This window comes from Allochromatium vinosum DSM 180 (assembly GCF_000025485.1).
GTDB classification, from domain to species: Bacteria; Pseudomonadota; Gammaproteobacteria; order Chromatiales; family Chromatiaceae; genus Thermochromatium; species Thermochromatium vinosum.
The window spans coordinates 1,962,391-1,981,844 of the sequence record NC_013851.1 but is presented as its reverse complement, the minus strand read 5'-3'; the positions used below and the strand labels follow the sequence as shown (position 1 = coordinate 1,981,844).

Below are 19,454 nucleotides of genomic sequence, written 5' to 3'. Positions count from 1 at the left end.
TGTCACTCCAGGTGTGACCTGGGTTGATAGGCATCCGGGATGAGGATGGTCGGCTCGCGCTGGCTGGTGTCCTTGAGGGGATGGTCGAGGGTGTAATGCAGCCCGCGGCTCTCGCGCCGGCGCAGGGCCGACTGGATGATGAGATCCGCGACCTCCAGCAGATTGCGCAGTTCGATCAGATCGTTGCTGACCCGGAAATTGCTGTAGTACTCGATCACCTCCTGCGCCAACAGGTCGGCGCGGCGCTTGGCGCGCCGCAGCCGCTTGTTGGTGCGCACGATGCCGACATAGTCCCACATGAAGCGTCGCAGCTCGTCCCAGTTGTGGGTGACGACCACTTCCTCATCCGGCTCGGTGACGCGGCTCTCGTCCCAGTTCGGCACCTCCGGCGGTGGCGGCACCTCGGCCGCCAGGCGAACGATGTCGGCGGCGGCCGCCTCCGAGTACACCAGACATTCCAGGAGCGAGTTGCTGGCCATGCGATTGGCCCCGTGCAGCCCGGTGTAGGCGGTCTCACCGCTGGCATAGAGTCCGGGCAGATCGGTGCGTGCCTGACGATCAACCATGACCCCGCCGCAGGTATAGTGCGCCGCCGGCACCACCGGGATCGGCTCGCGGGTGATGTCGATGCCCAGCTCCAGACAGCGCGCATGGATGGTCGGAAAGTGCTCGATGACGAAATCGGCCGGTCGGTGCGAGATGTCGAGATAGACGCATTCACTGCCAAGGCGCTTCATCTCATGGTCGATGGCGCGCGCCACGATGTCGCGCGGGGCCAGCTCGGCGCGCGGATCGAAGCGCGGCATGAAGCGCTCGCCGTCCGGCAGCAGCAGCCGTGCGCCCTCGCCGCGCAGCGCCTCGGTGACGAGGAAGGAGCGCGCCTGCGGATGGTAGAGACAGGTCGGATGGAACTGCATGAACTCCATGTTGGCGACCCGACAGCCGGCACGCCAGGCCATGGCGATGCCGTCGCCGGTGGAGACGTCCGGGTTGCTGGTGTAGAGATAGACCTTGTTGGCCCCGCCGGTGGCCAGCACCACGAAGCGGGCGAGGAAGGTCTCGACCCGTCCGCTGCCGAGATCGAGGATATAGGCGCCCAGACAGCGATGTTCGTCATACCCCGGCAGATGCCGGGCCGTGATGAGATCCACCGCGATATGCTGCTCGTAGAGCGTCACATTGGCGCGATCGCGCACCTGGCCTTCGAGCGTGGTGGCGATCGCGCGCCCGGTGGCATCGGCGGCATGGATCACGCGCCGATGTGTGTGACCGCCCTCGCGTGTGAGATGATAGCCGCCGGTGGCCCCATGCTCGGTGTCGCGTGTGAACTCGACCCCTTGATCGAGCAGCCAGCGGATGTTGTCCGGGCCGCGCTCGACGACGTGGCGCACCACGGAGCGATCGCACAGTCCGGCACCGGCCTTGAGCGTGTCCTGGACGTGCGATTCGATGGAGTCGCCCGCGTCGAGGACCGCCGAGATGCCGCCCTGGGCATAGAGCGTACTGCCCTCGCGCAACTCGCGTTTGGAGACGACGGCAACCGATAAGGTATCGGGAAGCCGCAGGGCGAGACTCAGCCCGGCAGCGCCGCTGCCGAGGATCAGGACGTCGTGGCGATGACAGGTGTCAGGCATGGAGGTGCACTCGTGATGACGGTGGATTCGCTGTAAGCTCGTCGATTTGGTGATCTGGATCAAGTATCCGTGTCTTACCCTGAAAAATACCGGCCATCCGCGATCATGGCCACGAACTTCCCAGGCGGTGAATTGTCCATGCCAACGGAACCGATGGCAGGCTTGGCGGACGGTGTGTCCCGATGACTGAACGACACACCGATCACGAATTGGTCGACCGTGCCCAGTCGGGTGACAAGCGCGCCTTCGATCTGCTGGTGCTCAAGTATCAGCAGAAAGTGTCTAATCTGATCTCTCGCTATGTGCGCGACTCGGCCGAGGTCATGGACGTGACCCAGGAGGCCTTCATCAAGGCGTATCGCGCGCTGCCCGGCTTTCGCGGCGAGAGCGCCTTCTATACCTGGCTCTACCGGATCGCGGTCAACACCGTCAAGAACCATCTGGTGGCTCAGGGGCGGCGTCCGCCGGGCGCCGACATCGAGGCCGAGGTGGCCGAACAGATGGACATGGGCGGCCGGCTGCGCGAGCACGCGACTCCGGAGCGTCATCTGTTGAGCGACGAGATCGCCACCACGGTCCAGCGTGCGCTCGACGATCTGCCGGACGATCTGCGCACGGCTATCGTGCTCCGGGAGTTGGAGGGCCTGAGCTACGAAGAGATCGCGACGGCCATGAACTGCCCCATCGGCACCGTCCGGTCGCGGATCTTCCGCGCGCGCGAGGCCATCGACAAGCGACTCAGACCATTGCTCGATGGCTGAGTCCAGGTGGGACTCGCCGCTACTGGCGAGTTCCTTAAGTCAGAACCCTCAGCTCAGGCACAACGACGATGACCGACGAGCCTAGACAACGACTCTCCGCTTTACAGGATGGCGAACTGGCACCGGCGCAGGTGCCGGCCCTGCTCGATGCATTGGCCGCCGACACCGAGCTGCGCGAGTGCTGGGAACGCTACACGCTCATCGGCCAGGCCATCCGTGGCGAGGCGATCGACCCGAACGCCCGCGCCCTGGCCGACCGCGTGCGCAACGCCCTGGCCGCCGAGCCGACCATTCTCTGTCCGCCGCGTCAGAAGCCTGCGCCGCGCCGCTGGACGGGCCGCTATACCGGTTTGGCACTCGCCGCTTCGGTGCTGCTGGTCACCGTCCTGGCGACACCCGTCTTCGTGGGCGACCCTGTGACTCAGACGGCGGTCGGGCCCGTGGCCGCCCGGCTGGTCGAGCGTCAGACCATTCCGCTCCAGCGCTGGCATCTGGAACACCCCGGGCTGGCCAGCAAGCTCGATCGTTATCTCGTCACCCACCAAGCAACGGCCCCGGCGACCGGGGCCAAGGGATTGCTGCCCTATGCAATGCTCGTCGGTTATGAACCGGGTCGTTGACTGGCGCCTGGCGTCGTATTGGCTGGCCCTGGGGCTGTGCTGTCTGCTGCCGTTCCAGGCTGTTGTCGCCGAGGCGACGGCCTCTCCGGATACCGCCGAGAGCCGCCTCTCACCCAAGGTGCTGCTCGCGCGCATGACCGAGGCCGTGCGCTCGTTGAGCTATGAAGGCACCCTGGTCTATCTGCATCAGAACCAGCTCGAAACCCTGAGCCTCGATCACCGCATCGCGGACGGACAGGTCGAGGAGCGTCTGATCGCGCTCAGCGGACCGATCCGGGCGGTGGCCAGCGGCAAGGACCGTGTCAACTGTGTCCTGACCGACGGACAGCCGATCTCGGTCGAGCGTCAGGGTGGGCGCTTTCTCGACACTGAGGGGATCGATCCGGGGGCGCTGCAGGACCATTACAGTGTCGAGTATCTGGGGCGCGCGCGCATCGCCGGACGCGAGACCGAGGTCGTCGGCATCCTGCCTAGGGACGATCTGCGCTATGGCTACAGATTCCACATCGACCGCGAGACGGCGCTCCCGCTCAAGTCCGATCTGATCGACCGCCATCAGGAACCGCTCGAACAGCTCATGTTCACCTCGATCAAGCTCAATGCACCGGCGGCTCCCGGTTCCGAAACGCCGCCCGACCCGGTTCGATCGGTTCGCGGCGCGCCGGCCACACGCCCGAGCAGTCAGTGGCGTTTCGAGCCGATGCCAGCCGGGTTCGAACTGGTCATGCAGCATCAGATCGATCAGGCCGATGGTTCGCGCGTCGAGCACTTCCTCTTCACCGACCGGCTCTCGTCCTACTCCATCTATATCGAGCCGGCGAGCGACGACGGACTCGAGGGCGGCGCCAACATCGGCTCGGTCCATGCCGCCGGTCGCCGGTTCGACGAGCATCAGATCACCGCCGTCGGCGAAGTGCCCCTGGTCACGGTCCAGGCCGCCATCGCCAGCGTCCACCGCGCCGCCCCGCCCACTCAGTGAGAGTCCCGACACCATGATCGAAGAACGTGGTCGCATCATCGCCCTCGTCGGCGATCAGGCCCGTGTCACGGCCGAGCGGCGTAGTGCCTGCGGTCAGTGCAGCGTCAACAATGCCTGTGGCACCTCGCTGCTGGAGCGGGTCTTCGGGCGCCATCCAGTGGAGCTGCTGGCGCGCAATCCGATCGGCGCCCAGGTCGGCGACGAGGTCGTCGTCGGGCTCAGTGAGCAGGGATTGCTGCGCACGGCGGCGGCGGCCTATCTGGTGCCGATCCTGGCGTTGATCCTCGGGGCTACCCTCGGCGAGCGCTTCGGTGGTGCGTATCCCGATGTCGCCAGTGTCCTGGGCGCGCTGATCGGGCTGGCGCTGGCGTTCTGGTGGCTGCGCGGCTACAGTGTGACGTTGACTCGACGCCCCGAACGTCAACCCGTGATCCTGAGGCGTCTGGACGCTCGACTCTCTGTCACGCTGTCCGACGCCCATCAGAGGATCGACATCCATCGATCGGAGTTCTAATGCGCCCACTCTCCACACCGTCACTCACCCGGGCCGTCCTCCTGGGCTGCCTGCTGGCCGTTGGCCCGGCGCTCGGGCGGGATCTTCCCGATTTCACCCGGCTGGTCGCCGAGAACGGACCGGCCGTGGTCAACATCAGCACCAAGCAGTCGTCCTCCATCACCCAACGCCTTCAGCCGTATTCGATCCCGAATCTGCCCGAGGGCAGTCCGCTCGAGGATCTGTTCCGGCACTTCTTCGACGAGGAGGGGCCGATCCCCGACGAGAGCCTGCAAGCGCGCTCACTCGGTTCGGGCTTCTTCGTCTCCGGTGACGGCTATGTGCTCACCAACTCGCACGTGGTCGAGGGCGCCGAGGAGATCATCGTGCGCACCAGCGACCGGCGTGAGTTCGTCGCCAGGCTGATCGGCACCGACAAGCGCAGTGACATCGCCCTGCTCAAGGTCGAGGCCGAGGGGCTGCCGGCGGCACGTATCGGCTCGGGCAAGGATCTCCAGGTCGGCGAATGGGTGCTGGCCATCGGCTCGCCCTTCGGCTTCGAGTCCTCGGCCACCGCCGGGATCGTCAGCGCCAAGGGCCGCAGTCTGCCAAGCGAGAACTATGTGCCCTTCATCCAGACCGATGTGGCCATCAATCCCGGCAACTCGGGCGGACCGCTGTTCAATCTCGACGGCGAAGTGGTCGGGGTCAACAGCCAGATCTACAGCCGCACCGGCGGCTTCATGGGACTCTCGTTCGCCATCCCGATCGAGGTGGCCATGGACGTGGTCGAGCAGCTCAAGACCAAGGGGCGCGTCAGCCGTGGCTGGCTGGGCGTGCTGATCCAGGACGTGACGCGCGAGCTGGCCGAATCGTTTGGGATGTCCCAGCCGCGCGGCGCCCTAGTGGCCCAGGTGCTGCCCGACAGCCCGGCGGCAACAGCCGGTCTGCAACCGGGTGATGTGATCCTCTCCTACAACGGACGCGATGTGCCGACCTCCAGCAGTCTGCCGCCCCTGGTCGGTGCCACGCCCGTGGGCGAGAGTGCCGGCCTGGTGGTGCTGCGTCGCGGCGAGCGGATCGAGCTGACGATCAAGATCCAGGAACTGCCCGAGGACGATCAGTTGGCCGCTGAGCCAGGGCCGACCGACAAGCCCGAAGCCAACCGCCTCGGTGTGGTGGTGCGTGATCTGACGCCCGAGATGCGCCATCAGTTCGAGATCGAGCAGGGCGGGGTGCTGATCGAGTCGGTCGATCAGGGACCGGCCGCATCCGCCGGTCTGAACGCGGGCGATGTGATCCTGATGCTCGATAATCAGCCCGTCGGCAACCTCGCTGACTTCGAGCGCATTCTGGGCGCCATCGAACCTGGACGCGCGACCGCCGTGCTGGTGCAGCGCGGCGACACCCGGATGTTCTACGCACTCAAGCTGCCCAAGTCCTGAACGTCGACGCACGCGCCGCCGGCCGGGGAGGGCGGCGGCGCGTGATCGGATACGCCTGGACGCCGCACTCTGGTATCATGGCGCGCTGTTTTCCACGCCGCGCCGGATTCGATAGCTCACGCGCCCGCGTGGTCTCGCCCGCCTTTTCCTCTGGATCACCCCGTTAGGTTATCGATGACCGACCTCAGTCATATCCGCAATTTCTCGATCATCGCGCACATCGACCATGGCAAGTCGACGATCGCCGATCGCTTCATCCAGATCAGCGGCGCCCTGACCGAGCGCGAGATGTCCAGTCAGGTGCTGGACTCGATGGATATCGAACGCGAGCGCGGCATCACCATCAAGGCCCAGAGCGTGACGCTCAACTACAAGGCGCGCGACGGCGAGACCTATCAGCTCAACTTCATCGACACCCCAGGTCACGTCGACTTCTCCTACGAGGTCTCGCGTTCGCTCGCGGCCTGTGAAGGGGCGCTGCTGGTGGTCGATGCGGCTCAGGGTGTCGAGGCGCAGAGTGTGGCCAACTGCTACACCGCCATCGAGCAGGGGCTGGAGGTGCTGCCGGTCCTGAACAAGATCGACCTGCCGTCCGCCGAGCCGGAGCGCGTGATCAAGGAGATCGAGGAGATCATCGGCCTGGAGGCGCAGGACGCCCTGCGGGTGAGCGCCAAGACCGGCGTCGGCATCCCGGATCTGCTCGAAGCCCTGGTCGCGCGCATCCCGCCGCCCAAGGGCGACGTCGCCGCGCCGCTCCAGGCGCTCATCATCGACTCCTGGTTCGACCCCTATGTCGGCGTGGTATCGCTGGTGCGGGTGATGAACGGCGAGATCCGCCGCCGCGACAAGGTGCTGATGGTCTCGACCGGACGCACCCATCAGGTCGACAACGTCGGCGTCTTCACGCCCAAGAAGACCGAGCGCGACACGCTGCGCGCCGGCGAGGTCGGCTACATGATCGCCGGCATCAAGGAGATCGACGGCGCGCCGGTCGGCGACACCATCACATTGCCGGATCGTCCGGGCGAGAAGCTCCCCGGCTTCAAGGAGATGCGCCCGCGCGTCTTCGCCGGACTCTATACCGTGATCTCGGACGACTACGAGGATCTGCGCGAGGCGCTCGGCAAGCTGCGCCTGAACGACGCCGCTCTGAACTATGAGCCTGAGGTCTCACAGGCCCTCGGCTTCGGTTTCCGCTGCGGCTTCCTCGGCATGCTGCACATGGAGATCATCCAGGAGCGGCTGGAGCGCGAGTACAATCTCGACCTCATCACCACCGCCCCGACCGTAGTCTACGAAGTGCTGCGCGCCGACGGCGAGACGGTGCGCATCGACAACCCGGCCGATCTGCCCGAACCGTCCCAAATCCGCGAGGTGCGCGAGCCGATCATCGAGGCCCATATCCTCACCCCGCAGGACTATCTGGGCGCGGTCATCAATCTCTGTATCGAGAAACGCGGGATCCAGAAAAACATCCAGTATCTCGGCGGCCAGGTCCAGGTGACCTATGAACTGCCGATGAGCGAGGTCGTGCTCGACTTCTTCGACCGGCTCAAGTCGTGCAGCCGTGGGTTTGCTTCGTTCGAATACGAGTTCAAGCGCTTCCAGGCATCCGATCTGGTCAAGCTCGACGTGCTCATCAATGGCGACAAGGTCGATTCGCTCTCGTCGATCGTCCATCGCTCGCTGTCGCAGAATCGCGGGCGCGACATCACCGAGCGCATGAAGGATCTGATCCCGCGCCAGATGTTCGAGGTCGCGATCCAGGCGGCGATCGGCTCCAAGATCATCGCCCGTTCCACGGTCAAGGCGCTACGCAAGAACGTGACCGCCAAGTGCTACGGCGGCGATGCCACGCGCAAGCGCAAGCTGCTGGAGAAGCAGAAGGAAGGCAAGAAGCGCATGAAGCAGGTCGGCAAGGTCGACATCCCGCAGGAAGCCTTCCTGGCCGTGCTCCAGAGCGGCAAGGACTGAGGCAGGCAACCCGATTCCAGACTTAAAAAACCACGCCTAGCTCAAGGAGACGCGGTTCACAATGACATTCGACTTCCCGGCTTTTCTCGTCCTAGCCTCGTTCCTGACCGGCGGCATCTGGTTGCTCGACGTTCTGGTGTTTGCACCGCGCCGCCGTGCCGCGATCGCGGCCGCCGGCGGCAAGACCCTGACCGAGGACGGCCGGCCCATCGCCAAGGAACCGGTGCTGGTCGAGTACGCGCGCTCCTTTTTCCCCGTCATCTTCGCGGTGCTGGTGCTGCGCTCCTTCCTGGTCGAGCCGTTCCGCATCCCGTCGAACTCGATGATGCCGACTCTTTTGACCGGCGACTTCATTCTGGTCAACAAATTTTCCTATGGTTTGCGGTTGCCGGTGCTCAACGTCAAGTTCCTCGATCTTGGCGAGCCGCAGCGCGGCGATGTGGTGGTGTTCAAGTTCCCGCTCGACACGCGCACCGACTACATCAAGCGTGTCGTCGGCGTGCCGGGCGATCTGGTCGGCTATCGCAACAAGACCATCTTCATCAACGGCGAGCCGGTCGGCCAGTTGCCGGTCGGCACCTATACCGGCGTCGGCTCGGGCCAGGAGATGACCGGCGCGCGCGAGGCGCTGGAAAGTCTCGGCACGGTCGAACACCATATTCTGACCCGTCCGGCCGCGCCTGATCTGCCCTTCGGCTGCCAGAAACTGGCATTCGGCCCGGTCGAGGTTCCCGAGGGGCAGTATTTCGTCATGGGCGACAACCGCGACAACAGCAACGACAGTCGTTGCTGGGGGTTTGTCCCAGAGGCGAACCTGGTCGGCAAGGCGTTCGCGATCTGGATGCATTGGGATGGCGCACGTGACGGCTTCCCCATCGCCTGGTCGCGCCTGTGGGACGGAATCGAATAAACCGCGAGGTTCACAGCAGATGTCCATGACAACTGGATTGGCCAAACGTCAACGTGGAGCAGGCTTTCTGCTCCTGATCGTCCTCATCGGCCTAGCGTCCTTCTTTGGCACCATCGCGCTCAAGGTCGGCCCGCTCTATCTCAATTTCTGGACCGTGCGTTCGATCATGGAGGAGACTGCGCAACAGCTCGATCCGACCCAAGAGGGCGGTGTGCGTGGAATCGTGACCTCCATCGAGAAGCGTCTCTATATCAACTCGATCGAAAACATCAAGGGCAGCGACTTCGAGGTCGAGCGGATCGACGGGGAGCGCTTCCAGGTGAGTCTGGCGTATGAGGAACGGGTGCATCTGTTCTTCAACGTCGACGCGGTCGTCTCGTTCAGCCATCAGATCGAAGTCGGTCCAGAGTGAACGCCGATCCACGTCGACTCGCCCAGGCGCTCGGGCACCGCTTCACTCGAGAGGAACTGCTGATCCAGGCCCTCACGCATCGCAGCGTCGGCTCATCCAACAACGAGCGGCTCGAATTCCTCGGCGATGCCCTGATCGGGTTCGTCATCGCCGAGGCGCTCTGGGAGCGCTTTCCCAAGGCCGACGAGGGGACGCTGAGCCGGATGCGCGCCTCGCTGGTCAAGCGCGAGTCGCTGGCGCGGCTGGCGCGTGATCTGAAACTCGGCGACTCGTTGCGGCTCGGGGCCGGGGAACTGCGCACCGGCGGTCATGCGCGCGACTCGATCCTGGCCGACGCGCTGGAGGCCGTGCTGGGCGCGGTCTATCTGGATGCCGGCTTCGAACGCACGCGTACTGTGGTGCTCGAACTCTTCGCCGCCCGGCTCGAACAGACCGATGCCGAGCGCGCCGGAAAAGATCCCAAGACCCGCTTGCAGGAGTGGCTTCAGTCCTACAAACGCCCCCTGCCCGAATATCTGGTGCTGTCGATCGACGGCGACCAGCACGATCAAACCTTCATTGTGAGCTGTCAGCTCCAGGATGCCGATGTGACGACACGCGGAACCGGGACCAGTCGGCGTCGTGCCGAGCAGGCCGCCGCCGAATCCATGCTGGAGCGTATCCAGCATGGCTGAATCGAACCCCAACGAATCGAGCACCTCCGTCGTGAGTCGCTGCGGCACTGTGGCCATCATCGGCCGGCCCAATGTCGGCAAGTCGACCCTCTTGAACCGCATCCTGGGTCAGAAGCTCGCCATCACCTCGCACAAGGCGCAGACCACCCGACACGCGATCCTGGGCATCAAGACCCGCGCCGGGGGGCAGATCCTGTTCGTCGACACGCCCGGCATCCACGAGCGCGGCGGCAGTGCGCTGAATCGCTATCTCAACCGTGCCGCGCGTGCCGCCGTCGCCGATACCGATCTGGCGCTGCTGGTGGTCGAGGCCGGACGCTGGACCGAAGAGGACGCCAAGGCGCTAGAGGCGATCGCGGCGGCCGGCGTGCCCGTGATCGCGGTCGTCAACAAGGTCGACCGGATCGCCGATAAGTCGACCCTGCTGCCCTATCTGCAAGCACTCGGCGAGCGTCATGCGTTCCGTCATGTCGTCCTGGTCTCAGCGACCAAGGGCGATCAGGTCGAGACCCTGGAGCGACTGATCGTCGAGTCGCTGCCCGAGGGCGAGCCGGTCTTCCCCGAGGATCAGCTCACCGACCGTTCTGAGCGTTTCTTCGCCGCCGAGCTGGTGCGCGAGCAGTTGATGCAGCGTTACGGCAAGGAATTGCCGTATTGCACCACGGTCGAGATCGAGCGCTTCGAGATGGCCGATGGCCGCTATCTGATCCATGCGCTGATCTGGGTCGAGCGGCCGGGTCAGAAGGGCATCATCATCGGCAAGCACGGCGAGGCGCTCAAGGCCGTGGCCACCCAGGCGCGGCTGGAGATGCAGAAGCTGTTCGACTGTCCGGTGCATCTGGAGGTCTGGGTCAAGGTCAAGAAGAGCTGGTCGAGCGACGAGTCGGCGCTCTCCACGCTCGGCTACCACGACTGATTCGATCGCCCGGCGGCGCGCGTGTCGTCTCGTCACGACCTGTTCCTGGCCTTCGTGCTCCATCGGCGCGAGTATGGCAATACCAGCCTGTTGCTGGAGATCCTGGGGGCGGGGCAGGGTCGTTGCGCGGCCATCGCCAAGGGCGCGCGACGCCCGCGCCGGACGGCGAGCGCGCTCTTGCAGCCCTTTCAGCCGCTGTGGCTGGCGATGACCGGGCGCGGCGAGGTGCGGACCCTGACCGTCGTCGAGGAAGCCGGTGCGCCGCTCGCGCTCCAGGGCGCGTCACTGTTGGCGGGCTTCTATCTCAACGAACTGCTGTTGCGGATGCTGGCGCGTCACGATCCCCATGATGCGCTGTTCGTCTTCTACCAGTCGACGCTGTCGCATCTGGCCGAGGCCGACGATCTGGAGACGCCGCTACGTCATTTCGAGTGCCGGCTACTCGCCGAACTCGGCTATGGGCTGAGACTCGATCGGGTCGTCGACGATGGTGCGCCTGTGACCGCCGACGCCGTCTATGTCTACGAGCGCGAGCGTGGCCCGTGCTATCCGTCCGGGCCGGCGCGCGGACCCCGTGTCTCGGGCGCGACCCTGCTGGCGCTCGCGCACGACGAACCGCTCGCCGGCGAACAGCGACGCGAGGCGCGCACCCTGTTGCGCCATGTGCTGGAACCCCATCTGGGCGATCGACCGCTCAAGAGTCGCGAACTCTATCGACGCTGGTTCGCCGCAGAACCCATTGACGAGAAATAGCCATGTCATCCCTCTCATCGATCCCATCCGAGATTCTGCTCGGCGTCAACATCGACCATGTGGCCACCGTGCGCCAGGCGCGCGGCACCCGTTATCCCGAGCCGATCCAGGCCGCGCTGGTGGCCGAGCAGGCCGGCGCGGATGCCATCACGCTCCATCTGCGCGAGGATCGGCGTCATATCCAGGATCGCGACGTCGAGATGTTGCGCGACATCCTGCAAACACGGATGAATCTGGAGATGGCCGTCACCCCCGAGATGGCCGCCATCGCCTGCCGAATCCGGCCGGCCGATTGCTGTCTGGTGCCCGAGCGGCGCGAGGAGTTGACCACCGAGGGCGGGCTGGACGTGGCCAGTCGTCAGGACGCGATGCGCGAATTCTGCGCCCGGCTGGCCGAGGCCGGCATTCGGGTCTCGCTCTTCATCGATGCCGATCCGGTGCAGATCGAGGCTGCGCACGCGATCGGCGCTCCGGTGATCGAGATCCATACCGGACACTATGCCGACGCGCGCGATCCGGTCGAGCGCGCGGCCCAGTTGGAGCGGATTCGTTCAGCCGTCGCACTGGGGCTGTCGCTCGGACTTCAGGTCAATGCCGGCCATGGACTCGACTACCACAACGTCCAGGCGATCGCCGCGATTCCGGGCGTGCGCGAACTCAACATCGGGCACTCGATCATCGCGCGCGCCCTCTTTTCGGGACTCGACCGGGCGGTGCGTGACATGAAGGACGTCATGGAGCGCGCCGCCGCCGGGCGCCGCCACCTCTGACGGGATGGGGATGAGCGGCGGCATGGCGCTTCGGCTCTATACCGCGCTGTGGCGCCTGGCGCTGCCGCTGGTGCTGGCGCGGCTCTACTGGCGCGGCCGCACGCAGCCGGCCTATCGGCAGCGGATCGGTGAGCGGCTGGTCTGGGACGCTAACCGGAAAGGGGAGGGCGAGGCCCGAACGTCAAAGGCCGATATCTGGATTCACGCTGTCTCGGTGGGCGAGGTTCAGGCCGCCGAACCCCTGATCCGGCGTCTGCTGGAATCCGAGCCGGCGCGCACGATCCTGGTGACGACGACCACGCCCACAGGCGCCGAGCGCCTGCGAGCGCTCTTCAGTGAGCGTGTCGCCCATCTCTATACTCCCTTCGATCTGCCGAGCCTGATGGCGCGCTTCATCGAGCGTGTTGCACCCCGGTTCGTCATCGTCATGGAAACCGAAATCTGGCCCAACATGCTCGCGGCGCTCGAACGACGCAGTATTCCGGTGGCCCTGGTCAATGCGCGGCTGTCGGAGCGTTCGGCGCGCGGTTATGCGCGGTTGGCGCGCCTGACACGCCCGACACTGGCGCGTTTCGCACTCATCGCCGCCCAGGCATCGGCCGACGCTGAACGGTTCGTTGCCCTGGGCGCGCCGCGCGAGCGCGTGCAGGTCATGGGGAGCCTCAAGTTCGATCTGGTCCAGCCCGAGGATCTCGCGACGCGCGCCGCTGAGATGCGCCGTCTGTGGGGCGCTGGGCGTCCGGTCTGGATCGCCGCCAGCACCCACGAGGGCGAGGAGATCCAGGTGCTCCAGGCCCACAGGCGTCTGCTGGAGCATCGGCCCGATGCACTGCTGGTGCTGGTGCCGCGTCATCCCGAGCGTTTCGACGCCGTAGCCGCGCTCATCGCGCGTCAGGGTCTGGAGTTCGCGCGTCGCAGCCAGGAGCGGGCGGTCGCACCGAGCGAATCCGTCTGTCTCGGCGACAGCATGGGTGAGTTGACGTGCTTCCTGGCGGCCGGCGATCTGGCCTTCATCGGCGGCAGTCTGGTGCCGAGAGGCGGGCACAATCCGTTGGAGGCGGCGGCCTCGGGCATCCCGGTCATCCTCGGACCCCATACATTCAACTTCGCGGCCATTGCGCGGATGTTGTACGAGGCTGGAGCCGCCGAACAGGTCAAGGATGCCGAGGCTTTGAGTCAGTGTCTGATCGACCTGTTAGACGATGCGGAGCGTCGTGCTTGTCTGGGCGCGCGCGGCCGTGAAGTCGTCGAGCTCAATCGTGGCGCGCTGGAACGTCTGCTCACGGCGCTCGCGCCCTGGCTCGTCGCGCCCGCCGCGTCCGATCAATCTGCTGAGGTGACGGGCGAGCGCGATTAGCCGCTATTTGAACAGCGACCAGACATCACGGAACTGTGCGTCGGTCGAATCACCCAGCCACTCGAAACCGACCGATTCGGTACAGACGACCTGGATGCCGCAAGAACGCATCCGGTCGAGCACGTTCTCCTTATGGGCGGTCTTGCGCGAGATGATGGCATCGTTCGGCACGAAGACCTGATAGCCCCAGCGCTGCAGGCCGGAGACGGTCTGCGCGATACAGATATGTGCCTCCATGCCGACGACGACCAGTTGACGCCGATCCGGGTGCGAGGAGATGTTGCGCTCGAATCCGGGCGCGGTGCAGCAGGAGAACGCCGTTTTCTCGGTCGGCTCGTGGACCTTCGGCATATTGGCACGGATGGTCTCGATGATAGGGCCGAGTCCCTGGGAATTGTGCTGGGTCGCGATCACCGGAATATCCAGGATCTTGGCGGCCGTGATCAGGCGATTGATGTTGTCGACGACCCTGTCCAGTTCATCCGGCGGCATCGCGGCGGCCAGCCGTTCCTGCGCGTCGATGATGAGCAGTTGCGAAAAAGCCCGCTGACACAGCGGCATCTGCGCTTGATGGGTACTCATGATGCTGTCCTCCGAAATTGTTTTTGGCAATCGACATACCCAGGTGCGTCACGCTCCGGCCATCGCAGGATACAGTGGCCTGGGGATCGATGGAGTTTGCATCATTGACATTGTTCCAAGCAAGGATTTGATTCTTCAATGAGCCTGCTTCAGCCTGTAGCTGTCGCCATCAGACTCGCAGCGAGCATTGAGGCGAACGGCGTTTTCGCGCTATATTTACGCGCTCGCACATGCTGGCGTAGCTCAGTTGGTAGAGCAGCTGATTTGTAATCAGCAGGTCGTCGGTTCGAATCCGTCCGCCAGCTCCAAACAAAACAGCGGCTTAGGCGGTTTCTCGCCTAAGCCGTTTTCGTTTGAGTCACCATAGAGTCACCGCGCGGCAGAATTTCCGCCAGAAAGGGCGAAAACCCGACCGTTCAGCCAGGGCTTTTCAGCATTCCCTCGATGCGCCGCAGCCGCTTCTGGATCTCCACCAACTCGGCGACCTTGGCACGCTCGACGGCCAGACTCATCAGCCGCTCGGCTTGCTCGAAGGTGAGTCGACCCTCGGCGGCCGCTTGCAGGATCTCGCCGGGATCGGTCGGGCCGGGGGCGGCCGGTTGGCGGGTCTCGGGTTTGATGGGCGGGACGATGCGGTCCAACAGGAGCTTGGCGGCGGCGGTGTCGCCTCCCTTGGCGGCAGTGACCATCGCGGCCAGGATCTCGGGCGCATCCTGCTCGATGGCCTTCCGCAGCTTCTGGACCGGGCCGCTGCCCGGCTTGGGGCCGCGCGGGTTGCCGGACTGGCCGGGTTGAAATCGCGCCATATCAGATCCCTCCTGCTATCGGCCTGCTACGGCAGACTCCGCACACAGCGCCAGCCAGCCGGGATGCTCCGGTTCGTCCTCGACGCGCGGTGTCGGCCAGTCGCCATCAAGACCGAGCTTGACCTCCCAAAACAGGCGGCGGACTTCCTCGCGGTCGGGTTCCTCGCCGAAGTGCCTCCGGTAGGACGCGCAGAGCGCATCGACCCAGCGCTGTTCATCGGCCTTGGGCGGTCGCTGCAAGCGCGCCGCAATGGCGCGACGGGTCAGAGCGTCAACGGGGACGCGGGGCTTGGCGGGCTTCATCGTTCGGATTCCAGACGGCCAGATCCACCACCAAACGCATCGCCGACAGGTCGCCCAAGCTGGCCTGCCGCTCAGCTTCCTTGAGCCAGACCGCTCCATGCCGACGCAGCAGCGCGCGGGCCTGTCGCTGAATGCTCGGCGGGCGTCCGCCCCGATCCAGTGTGATGGTGGCCTGGACGCTCATCTCACCAGACTCCTTGACCGGCGGCCTCACGCCAACGCGCCTCGACACGCATCCGGTAGCCGATGCCGCCAGGCGCGACGCGGATCTCCCGGTTGAAGTCCACCAGACGCTCAGCCAGGGTGATCGTGTGTTGCTGCAACCGCTCGGCCAGGGCGCGCAGGGCGTGGCCCTCTGCCTCGTTGCAGGTCTGGCGCCAGTGCGCTTCGCGGTGATGCAGATCATGGCGCGGCTCGGTCGGGCGTGTGGCGCGATGCGCGGCGAGCATCTGCTCCAGGGCGCGCGCGTCGGCCTCGATGAGCGCCAGCTCGGCGGCGTCCTCGGGGCGCTCATCGCCGTCCAGGCGCCGGGCCATCAGCCCCGCGCGACGGGCGGCGAGATCATCCAGCCGGGTCTGGATGCGCTGCTCCTTGGCGCGGTGCTCAGTCAGATCGGCCTCGACCAGGGCGTGCTGGTGCCGGGCGCGCACCAGGGCGACGGCCAGCGAGAGCGGCAGCTCGACCGGCTCGGGGCGCGGATAGGGCGAGAAGGCATTGACGCGCGCCGCGATCGCCTCGGCGGTCTCAGCGACCAGGGCGGCGGCTTCGGCCTGAATCGCGGCCTCGATCTCAGGGTCCGGGCCGGTGCGGGTGCTCTCGCGGCTCAGTTCGGCGAGCCGGGCCTCCGCTTCGATCAGGGCGCGACGGGCGGCGGTGGTGTCTTCGCCGGACAGCAGCGCCTCGCACAGCCGGTGATGGGCGGTTTCGGCCTGGGTGCGGGCTTTCTCAAGCAGCGGTGGGGTTGCCATGGCGTTGGGTTCCGTGTGGGGGTGGGGGCGTGGGCGTCTTCTTCGTGCGCGCCGACTGGGGCGGCTTGAAGAACAGGATCACGGGTTTCGGCTTGGGGACTTGGGTACTCATGAATGACTCCGATTCATAGACGGCGTGGCGTGGCGTGTGGCTTGAAGGCTCCAGGAATGCGGGGTTCGACGCACGGGGGTAAGCGTCTTCACCGTCTCGGTGAAGCGGCGCGCGTCCTCGGGTCCGGCTGGCGAGACGGCGACCGGCTCGCCGACGAGGCACCGATCGGGATACAGGCGCCGGGCCAGGGCGATGGCGGCTTCAGGGCTGGGCGCAACCAGGGTCAGGGTCATCGGCGGTTTCCTCGACTTGAACAATGAACACGTGCAGCCGGTGCGCCACGCCGGTTGGTGAACGGCGGCGGTACCGCTGGCGTGCGTACTCTCCGAGCCGGGCATGACAGGAGCGGCACAGTGTTTGCCCCAGCACCAGGCGCCCGGCCTCACCCAGCGATTTCCCGCACCAGCAGCATGAGAGGTTCCGCGTCGCGTCCGCGTCCGGCAACGCCCGCCCGGCGTGCTCGGCCCCGATCGGGCAGCCACGACAGTGAACAGCCGCCCCTGGATCAGCGGCCAGCCCGCGCCGGTAGAGCTGGGCGCAGGTGGCCGCCGAGATCGTCAGTCCTCCGGGCTGGCGCAGGCAGGTGAAGAATCCGGGCGGGGCATCGTTGGGCATGGCCTGATGCTGTTGTCACGACATCGGCAGCACCAGCGAAAACCCCCGAAAAACCCCGGCAAAACCCCCGGAAAACCCCCGGAAAACCCCGCCGAAACCGTTTTACGGCCGGGGCTGGATTCGGGACGGAGGTGGGGCTTGAGAGCGGGATGGCCGGGTCAAGGTGGGCGTCAAGGTCAAGGGCCGCGTTTCAAACGGCACCCTTGGCGGTCGTGGGGCCGCCTATAAGCAGCGCCCCGCCGTGGGGCGCGTTATTCGTAACGCCAGGACTGACCCAACGGGATTGGGTCAGTGGAGATGGTCCAGACTTGGGCCATCACGAACCAGGAGCGGTCTGGTTGCTCGCTTCCCAGCGGCGAACCGTCTTGCTCCAGTTGGTAATGTCCGGCGCCCTCCCGAACTGCTCGATGAGCATGGCGCGGATGGTCTCTCGGGTCTCACCAGAGCGGTGCATGGCCACGGCCTTGGCCTTGAGCCAGCCCGGATAGTCCTTGGCCTTGGGCGGCGGGGCGCTCGGCTCCAGGGCGAGAGGGGGGCGTATCCGATACAACCGGCATGGTGTCGCGTGCTGCCTCAGATACAGACGCTGGAACGGGTGCCGGTGTATCCGATACATGGTAAGCCAATGAGATCGGGCGCCCTCCCGCGACTGGCGGGCAGCGGCGGTGTAGTTCCACCAGGACCACAGCCAGCGAATAGGGGTTGCCGCGCTTGAGCTGCACGCGGGCCACTTCCCAAAGTGCTGTCGTCGAGAAGCCGGATAGGTCTTGCAGTACCGGGCCATTGTTGAAGGCTTCCAGGGCGCGCTGTCTCATGGCGGTCATGCGGGTGTTCGGCTTGGGCATGGCTGTATCCGATACAGGTTGAAGGCATCTCAAACCTAGTATCAGATACAAAGGGCGTCAAGTATCAGAGACGATACGAACAGGAGTCACATCCGCTGTGACCCCGCAGGGTGTCGAGCAGGGCCTCGGCCTTCGGGTCGGTGGCAGCGTCGCGTTTGAGGCGGGCGATCACGCGCTCGGGATCAGCAGACAAAGAAAACCCCGCGCAGTGGCGGGGCTTCGCGACCCGAATCCCGGTGAGGGGCTGTTTACCCCCAAGCACCGGATACCGGCCTGTGCCCTTTCAGTCGTGCGGCAGGCGGTCGGGTCGCTGGTGCAGCCATGTGTGCGACGGGCGACTTATTTGGCCGGACCCCGCCGCTACCAGCCGGTGCGGTTTCGGTCCCGGCATCGGCGGTTAGGCTGCAAGGGCAGTATAGAACCCCGCCACGATTGATGCAGCCTCGATCGACCATCCCCGACAGGATCGGGGATCGTCCCTATCCCTGTTCCTGTTCGTCGGTCATGCTCGGGATCATGGTGTGGTTCTCAGCAGGTGATCCAGGATCTCCGCGCGCCGGGTGCCATCGTCGGTGCTGCCGATGTCCACCAGTCCGGCCTTGAGCGCGTCGGCGAGGTGGATGGCTTCCTGTCGATCGACGGGTATCAGCACGGTCAGCAAACCCTCGACATACTCGCGGCGGGCCGTCACCACGGGTTCATCATCGCCAACGTAGGCTTCGGGGCGCTCGGTCTCGACCATCCGGGCACGGATCTGGTAGAGCCAGTCCCAATAGCGCAGCTCGGACGCGCACTCGGCGAGCGTGGCCGGGTTGACTGATCGGGCGAAGACCTCGGCCAGGGCATCCATCCCAAGGCGCGACCAGCCGTCGAAGTCCTCGGGCAGGACGGCGCTCTCAGCCAGCATCCGCTCGGGCGCGGTGTCGCTCATGGCTGCCTCATAGCTGCCGAAGATGGCCAGCCCTTCGGCGTGCAGCCGGATGCGCTGCCGGGCCTTGGTGACATGGCCCTCGATCTCGCCGATTCGCGACAGCGCCACGGCCAGCGGATGCGCTCCAAGCTGGCCCTTGAGCCAGTCGGTATAGCGCCGCTCCAGTTCCTCCATCGGCGTCTTGATCCGGCTCGCGGCCTCAAGCGCGCGGTCCAGGACGCCGACCTCTCGCGCGAGCTTGCAGAGATCGCGCAGCCAGAGCACGGCATCCACTTCGCGATCCCCGGTGACGGTGCGCGCCTCGGGCAGTGTCGGCACGGCCAGGGCGGTCGAGTCGCTGGGCTTGGGGTGTGGGATGGCGAACAGGCGACGGTGTTCGGGGTTGCCGGGTTTTTCGTTACGGGTGACGGGAATCGAGGCGGGTGAATTCGCGTCACTGTGACGTGATTTCTGCCGTTCGCGGTATCGGCGTTGGCGCTCGGCTCCAGAGAGTGCGGTCCCGCTCGATGGGCGGCCACGGCGTTTGGGTGTCGGGTGCATGGTGATTTCCGTTACGGGTGACGGGAAAGGGCCGGATTCAGAATCCGACCCTCG

At 65.7% G+C, this 19,454-nt stretch carries 22 protein-coding genes and 1 tRNA gene; 14 read left to right on the top strand and 9 right to left on the bottom strand.

Features of this window, described 5'->3' with window-relative positions; all coding sequences use genetic code 11:
• Positions 1 to 2: 2 nt before the first annotated feature.
• Positions 3 to 1,634: an L-aspartate oxidase gene (gene nadB / locus ALVIN_RS08555; protein ID WP_012970933.1), complete on the bottom strand. Its 1,632-nt coding sequence runs from the start codon at positions 1,632 to 1,634 to the stop codon at positions 3 to 5.
• A 182-nt stretch (positions 1,635 to 1,816) separates the two neighbouring features.
• Here nadB and rpoE point away from each other — a divergent pair, with 182 nt between their 5' ends.
• From rpoE to waaA, 13 genes are all read left to right on the top strand, one after another.
• Positions 1,817 to 2,395 (top strand): RNA polymerase sigma factor RpoE, encoded by a 579-nt coding sequence (gene rpoE / locus ALVIN_RS08550; protein ID WP_012970932.1) that lies wholly within the window; start codon positions 1,817 to 1,819, stop codon positions 2,393 to 2,395.
• Positions 2,396 to 2,463: 68 nt separating this feature from the next.
• The gene (locus tag ALVIN_RS16610) at positions 2,464 to 3,015 is read left to right on the top strand and encodes a sigma-E factor negative regulatory protein (RefSeq protein WP_012970931.1); all 552 of its coding nucleotides are present in this window, start codon (positions 2,464 to 2,466) and stop codon (positions 3,013 to 3,015) included.
• Complete coding sequence (locus ALVIN_RS08540) at positions 2,999 to 3,994, top strand: MucB/RseB C-terminal domain-containing protein (protein ID WP_012970930.1); 996 nt, start codon at positions 2,999 to 3,001, stop codon at positions 3,992 to 3,994. Before ALVIN_RS16610 ends, ALVIN_RS08540 begins: the two co-directional genes overlap by 17 nt.
• 13 nt (positions 3,995 to 4,007) lie before the next feature.
• Positions 4,008 to 4,508, top strand: coding sequence for a SoxR reducing system RseC family protein (locus ALVIN_RS08535; RefSeq protein WP_012970929.1), 501 nt, complete (start codon positions 4,008 to 4,010; stop codon positions 4,506 to 4,508).
• Positions 4,508 to 5,932 (top strand): DegQ family serine endoprotease, encoded by a 1,425-nt coding sequence (locus ALVIN_RS08530; RefSeq protein ID WP_012970928.1) that lies wholly within the window; start codon positions 4,508 to 4,510, stop codon positions 5,930 to 5,932. The genes ALVIN_RS08535 and ALVIN_RS08530 overlap by 1 nt, the downstream gene beginning before the upstream one ends.
• 174 nt (positions 5,933 to 6,106) lie before the next feature.
• On the top strand, positions 6,107 to 7,906 hold the full coding sequence (gene lepA, locus ALVIN_RS08525) for a translation elongation factor 4 (RefSeq protein ID WP_012970927.1): 1,800 nt from the start codon (positions 6,107 to 6,109) through the stop codon (positions 7,904 to 7,906).
• 61 nt (positions 7,907 to 7,967) lie between these two features.
• Positions 7,968 to 8,816, top strand: a complete 849-nt coding sequence (gene lepB, locus ALVIN_RS08520) for a signal peptidase I (RefSeq protein ID WP_012970926.1) — start codon at positions 7,968 to 7,970, stop codon at positions 8,814 to 8,816.
• Positions 8,817 to 8,835: 19 nt separating this feature from the next.
• The gene (locus tag ALVIN_RS08515; RefSeq protein WP_012970925.1) at positions 8,836 to 9,228 is read left to right on the top strand and encodes a DUF4845 domain-containing protein; all 393 of its coding nucleotides are present in this window, start codon (positions 8,836 to 8,838) and stop codon (positions 9,226 to 9,228) included.
• Positions 9,225 to 9,902: a ribonuclease III gene (rnc, locus tag ALVIN_RS08510; RefSeq protein ID WP_012970924.1), complete on the top strand. Its 678-nt coding sequence runs from the start codon at positions 9,225 to 9,227 to the stop codon at positions 9,900 to 9,902. The genes ALVIN_RS08515 and rnc overlap by 4 nt, the downstream gene beginning before the upstream one ends.
• Positions 9,895 to 10,818: a GTPase Era gene (gene era / locus ALVIN_RS08505; protein WP_012970923.1), complete on the top strand. Its 924-nt coding sequence runs from the start codon at positions 9,895 to 9,897 to the stop codon at positions 10,816 to 10,818. Before rnc ends, era begins: the two co-directional genes overlap by 8 nt.
• Before the next feature lie 21 nt (positions 10,819 to 10,839).
• Positions 10,840 to 11,571: a DNA repair protein RecO gene (gene recO, locus ALVIN_RS08500; protein ID WP_012970922.1), complete on the top strand. Its 732-nt coding sequence runs from the start codon at positions 10,840 to 10,842 to the stop codon at positions 11,569 to 11,571.
• A gap of 2 nt (positions 11,572 to 11,573) precedes the next feature.
• Positions 11,574 to 12,341: a pyridoxine 5'-phosphate synthase gene (gene pdxJ / locus ALVIN_RS08495; protein WP_012970921.1), complete on the top strand. Its 768-nt coding sequence runs from the start codon at positions 11,574 to 11,576 to the stop codon at positions 12,339 to 12,341.
• A 22-nt stretch (positions 12,342 to 12,363) separates the two neighbouring features.
• Positions 12,364 to 13,698 (top strand): lipid IV(A) 3-deoxy-D-manno-octulosonic acid transferase, encoded by a 1,335-nt coding sequence (waaA, locus tag ALVIN_RS08490; protein ID WP_148217480.1) that lies wholly within the window; start codon positions 12,364 to 12,366, stop codon positions 13,696 to 13,698.
• 3 nt (positions 13,699 to 13,701) lie between these two features.
• On the opposite strand, the gene ALVIN_RS08485 is transcribed toward waaA, so the two are convergent.
• The gene (locus ALVIN_RS08485) at positions 13,702 to 14,280 is read right to left on the bottom strand and encodes an isochorismatase family protein (protein ID WP_012970919.1); all 579 of its coding nucleotides are present in this window, start codon (positions 14,278 to 14,280) and stop codon (positions 13,702 to 13,704) included.
• Positions 14,281 to 14,512: 232 nt separating this feature from the next.
• Between ALVIN_RS08485 and ALVIN_RS08480 the strand changes: the two genes are divergently transcribed.
• Positions 14,513 to 14,588 (top strand) — tRNA-Thr (locus tag ALVIN_RS08480).
• A gap of 108 nt (positions 14,589 to 14,696) precedes the next feature.
• On the opposite strand, the gene ALVIN_RS08475 is transcribed toward ALVIN_RS08480, so the two are convergent.
• The 7 genes from ALVIN_RS08475 to ALVIN_RS08450 form a co-directional block, all read right to left on the bottom strand.
• Positions 14,697 to 15,086 (bottom strand): DUF5681 domain-containing protein, encoded by a 390-nt coding sequence (locus ALVIN_RS08475; RefSeq protein WP_012970918.1) that lies wholly within the window; start codon positions 15,084 to 15,086, stop codon positions 14,697 to 14,699.
• Positions 15,087 to 15,101: 15 nt separating this feature from the next.
• Positions 15,102 to 15,389: a hypothetical protein gene (locus ALVIN_RS08470; protein WP_012970917.1), complete on the bottom strand. Its 288-nt coding sequence runs from the start codon at positions 15,387 to 15,389 to the stop codon at positions 15,102 to 15,104.
• Entirely contained in the window at positions 15,358 to 15,573 is a 216-nt protein-coding gene (locus ALVIN_RS08465; RefSeq protein WP_012970916.1) for a hypothetical protein, read from the bottom strand. Before ALVIN_RS08465 ends, ALVIN_RS08470 begins: the two co-directional genes overlap by 32 nt.
• Position 15,574: 1 nt before the next feature.
• Positions 15,575 to 16,357, bottom strand: coding sequence for a hypothetical protein (locus tag ALVIN_RS08460; protein ID WP_012970915.1), 783 nt, complete (start codon positions 16,355 to 16,357; stop codon positions 15,575 to 15,577).
• 108 nt (positions 16,358 to 16,465) lie between these two features.
• The gene (locus ALVIN_RS17560; protein ID WP_012970913.1) at positions 16,466 to 16,702 is read right to left on the bottom strand and encodes a hypothetical protein; all 237 of its coding nucleotides are present in this window, start codon (positions 16,700 to 16,702) and stop codon (positions 16,466 to 16,468) included.
• Between the two features lie 698 nt (positions 16,703 to 17,400).
• A complete protein-coding gene (locus ALVIN_RS08455; RefSeq protein WP_148217479.1) occupies positions 17,401 to 17,634 on the bottom strand; it encodes a hypothetical protein in 234 nt (77 codons plus the stop codon).
• 809 nt (positions 17,635 to 18,443) lie between these two features.
• The gene (locus tag ALVIN_RS08450; RefSeq protein ID WP_012970911.1) at positions 18,444 to 19,400 is read right to left on the bottom strand and encodes a hypothetical protein; all 957 of its coding nucleotides are present in this window, start codon (positions 19,398 to 19,400) and stop codon (positions 18,444 to 18,446) included.
• Positions 19,401 to 19,454: the final 54 nt, after the last annotated feature.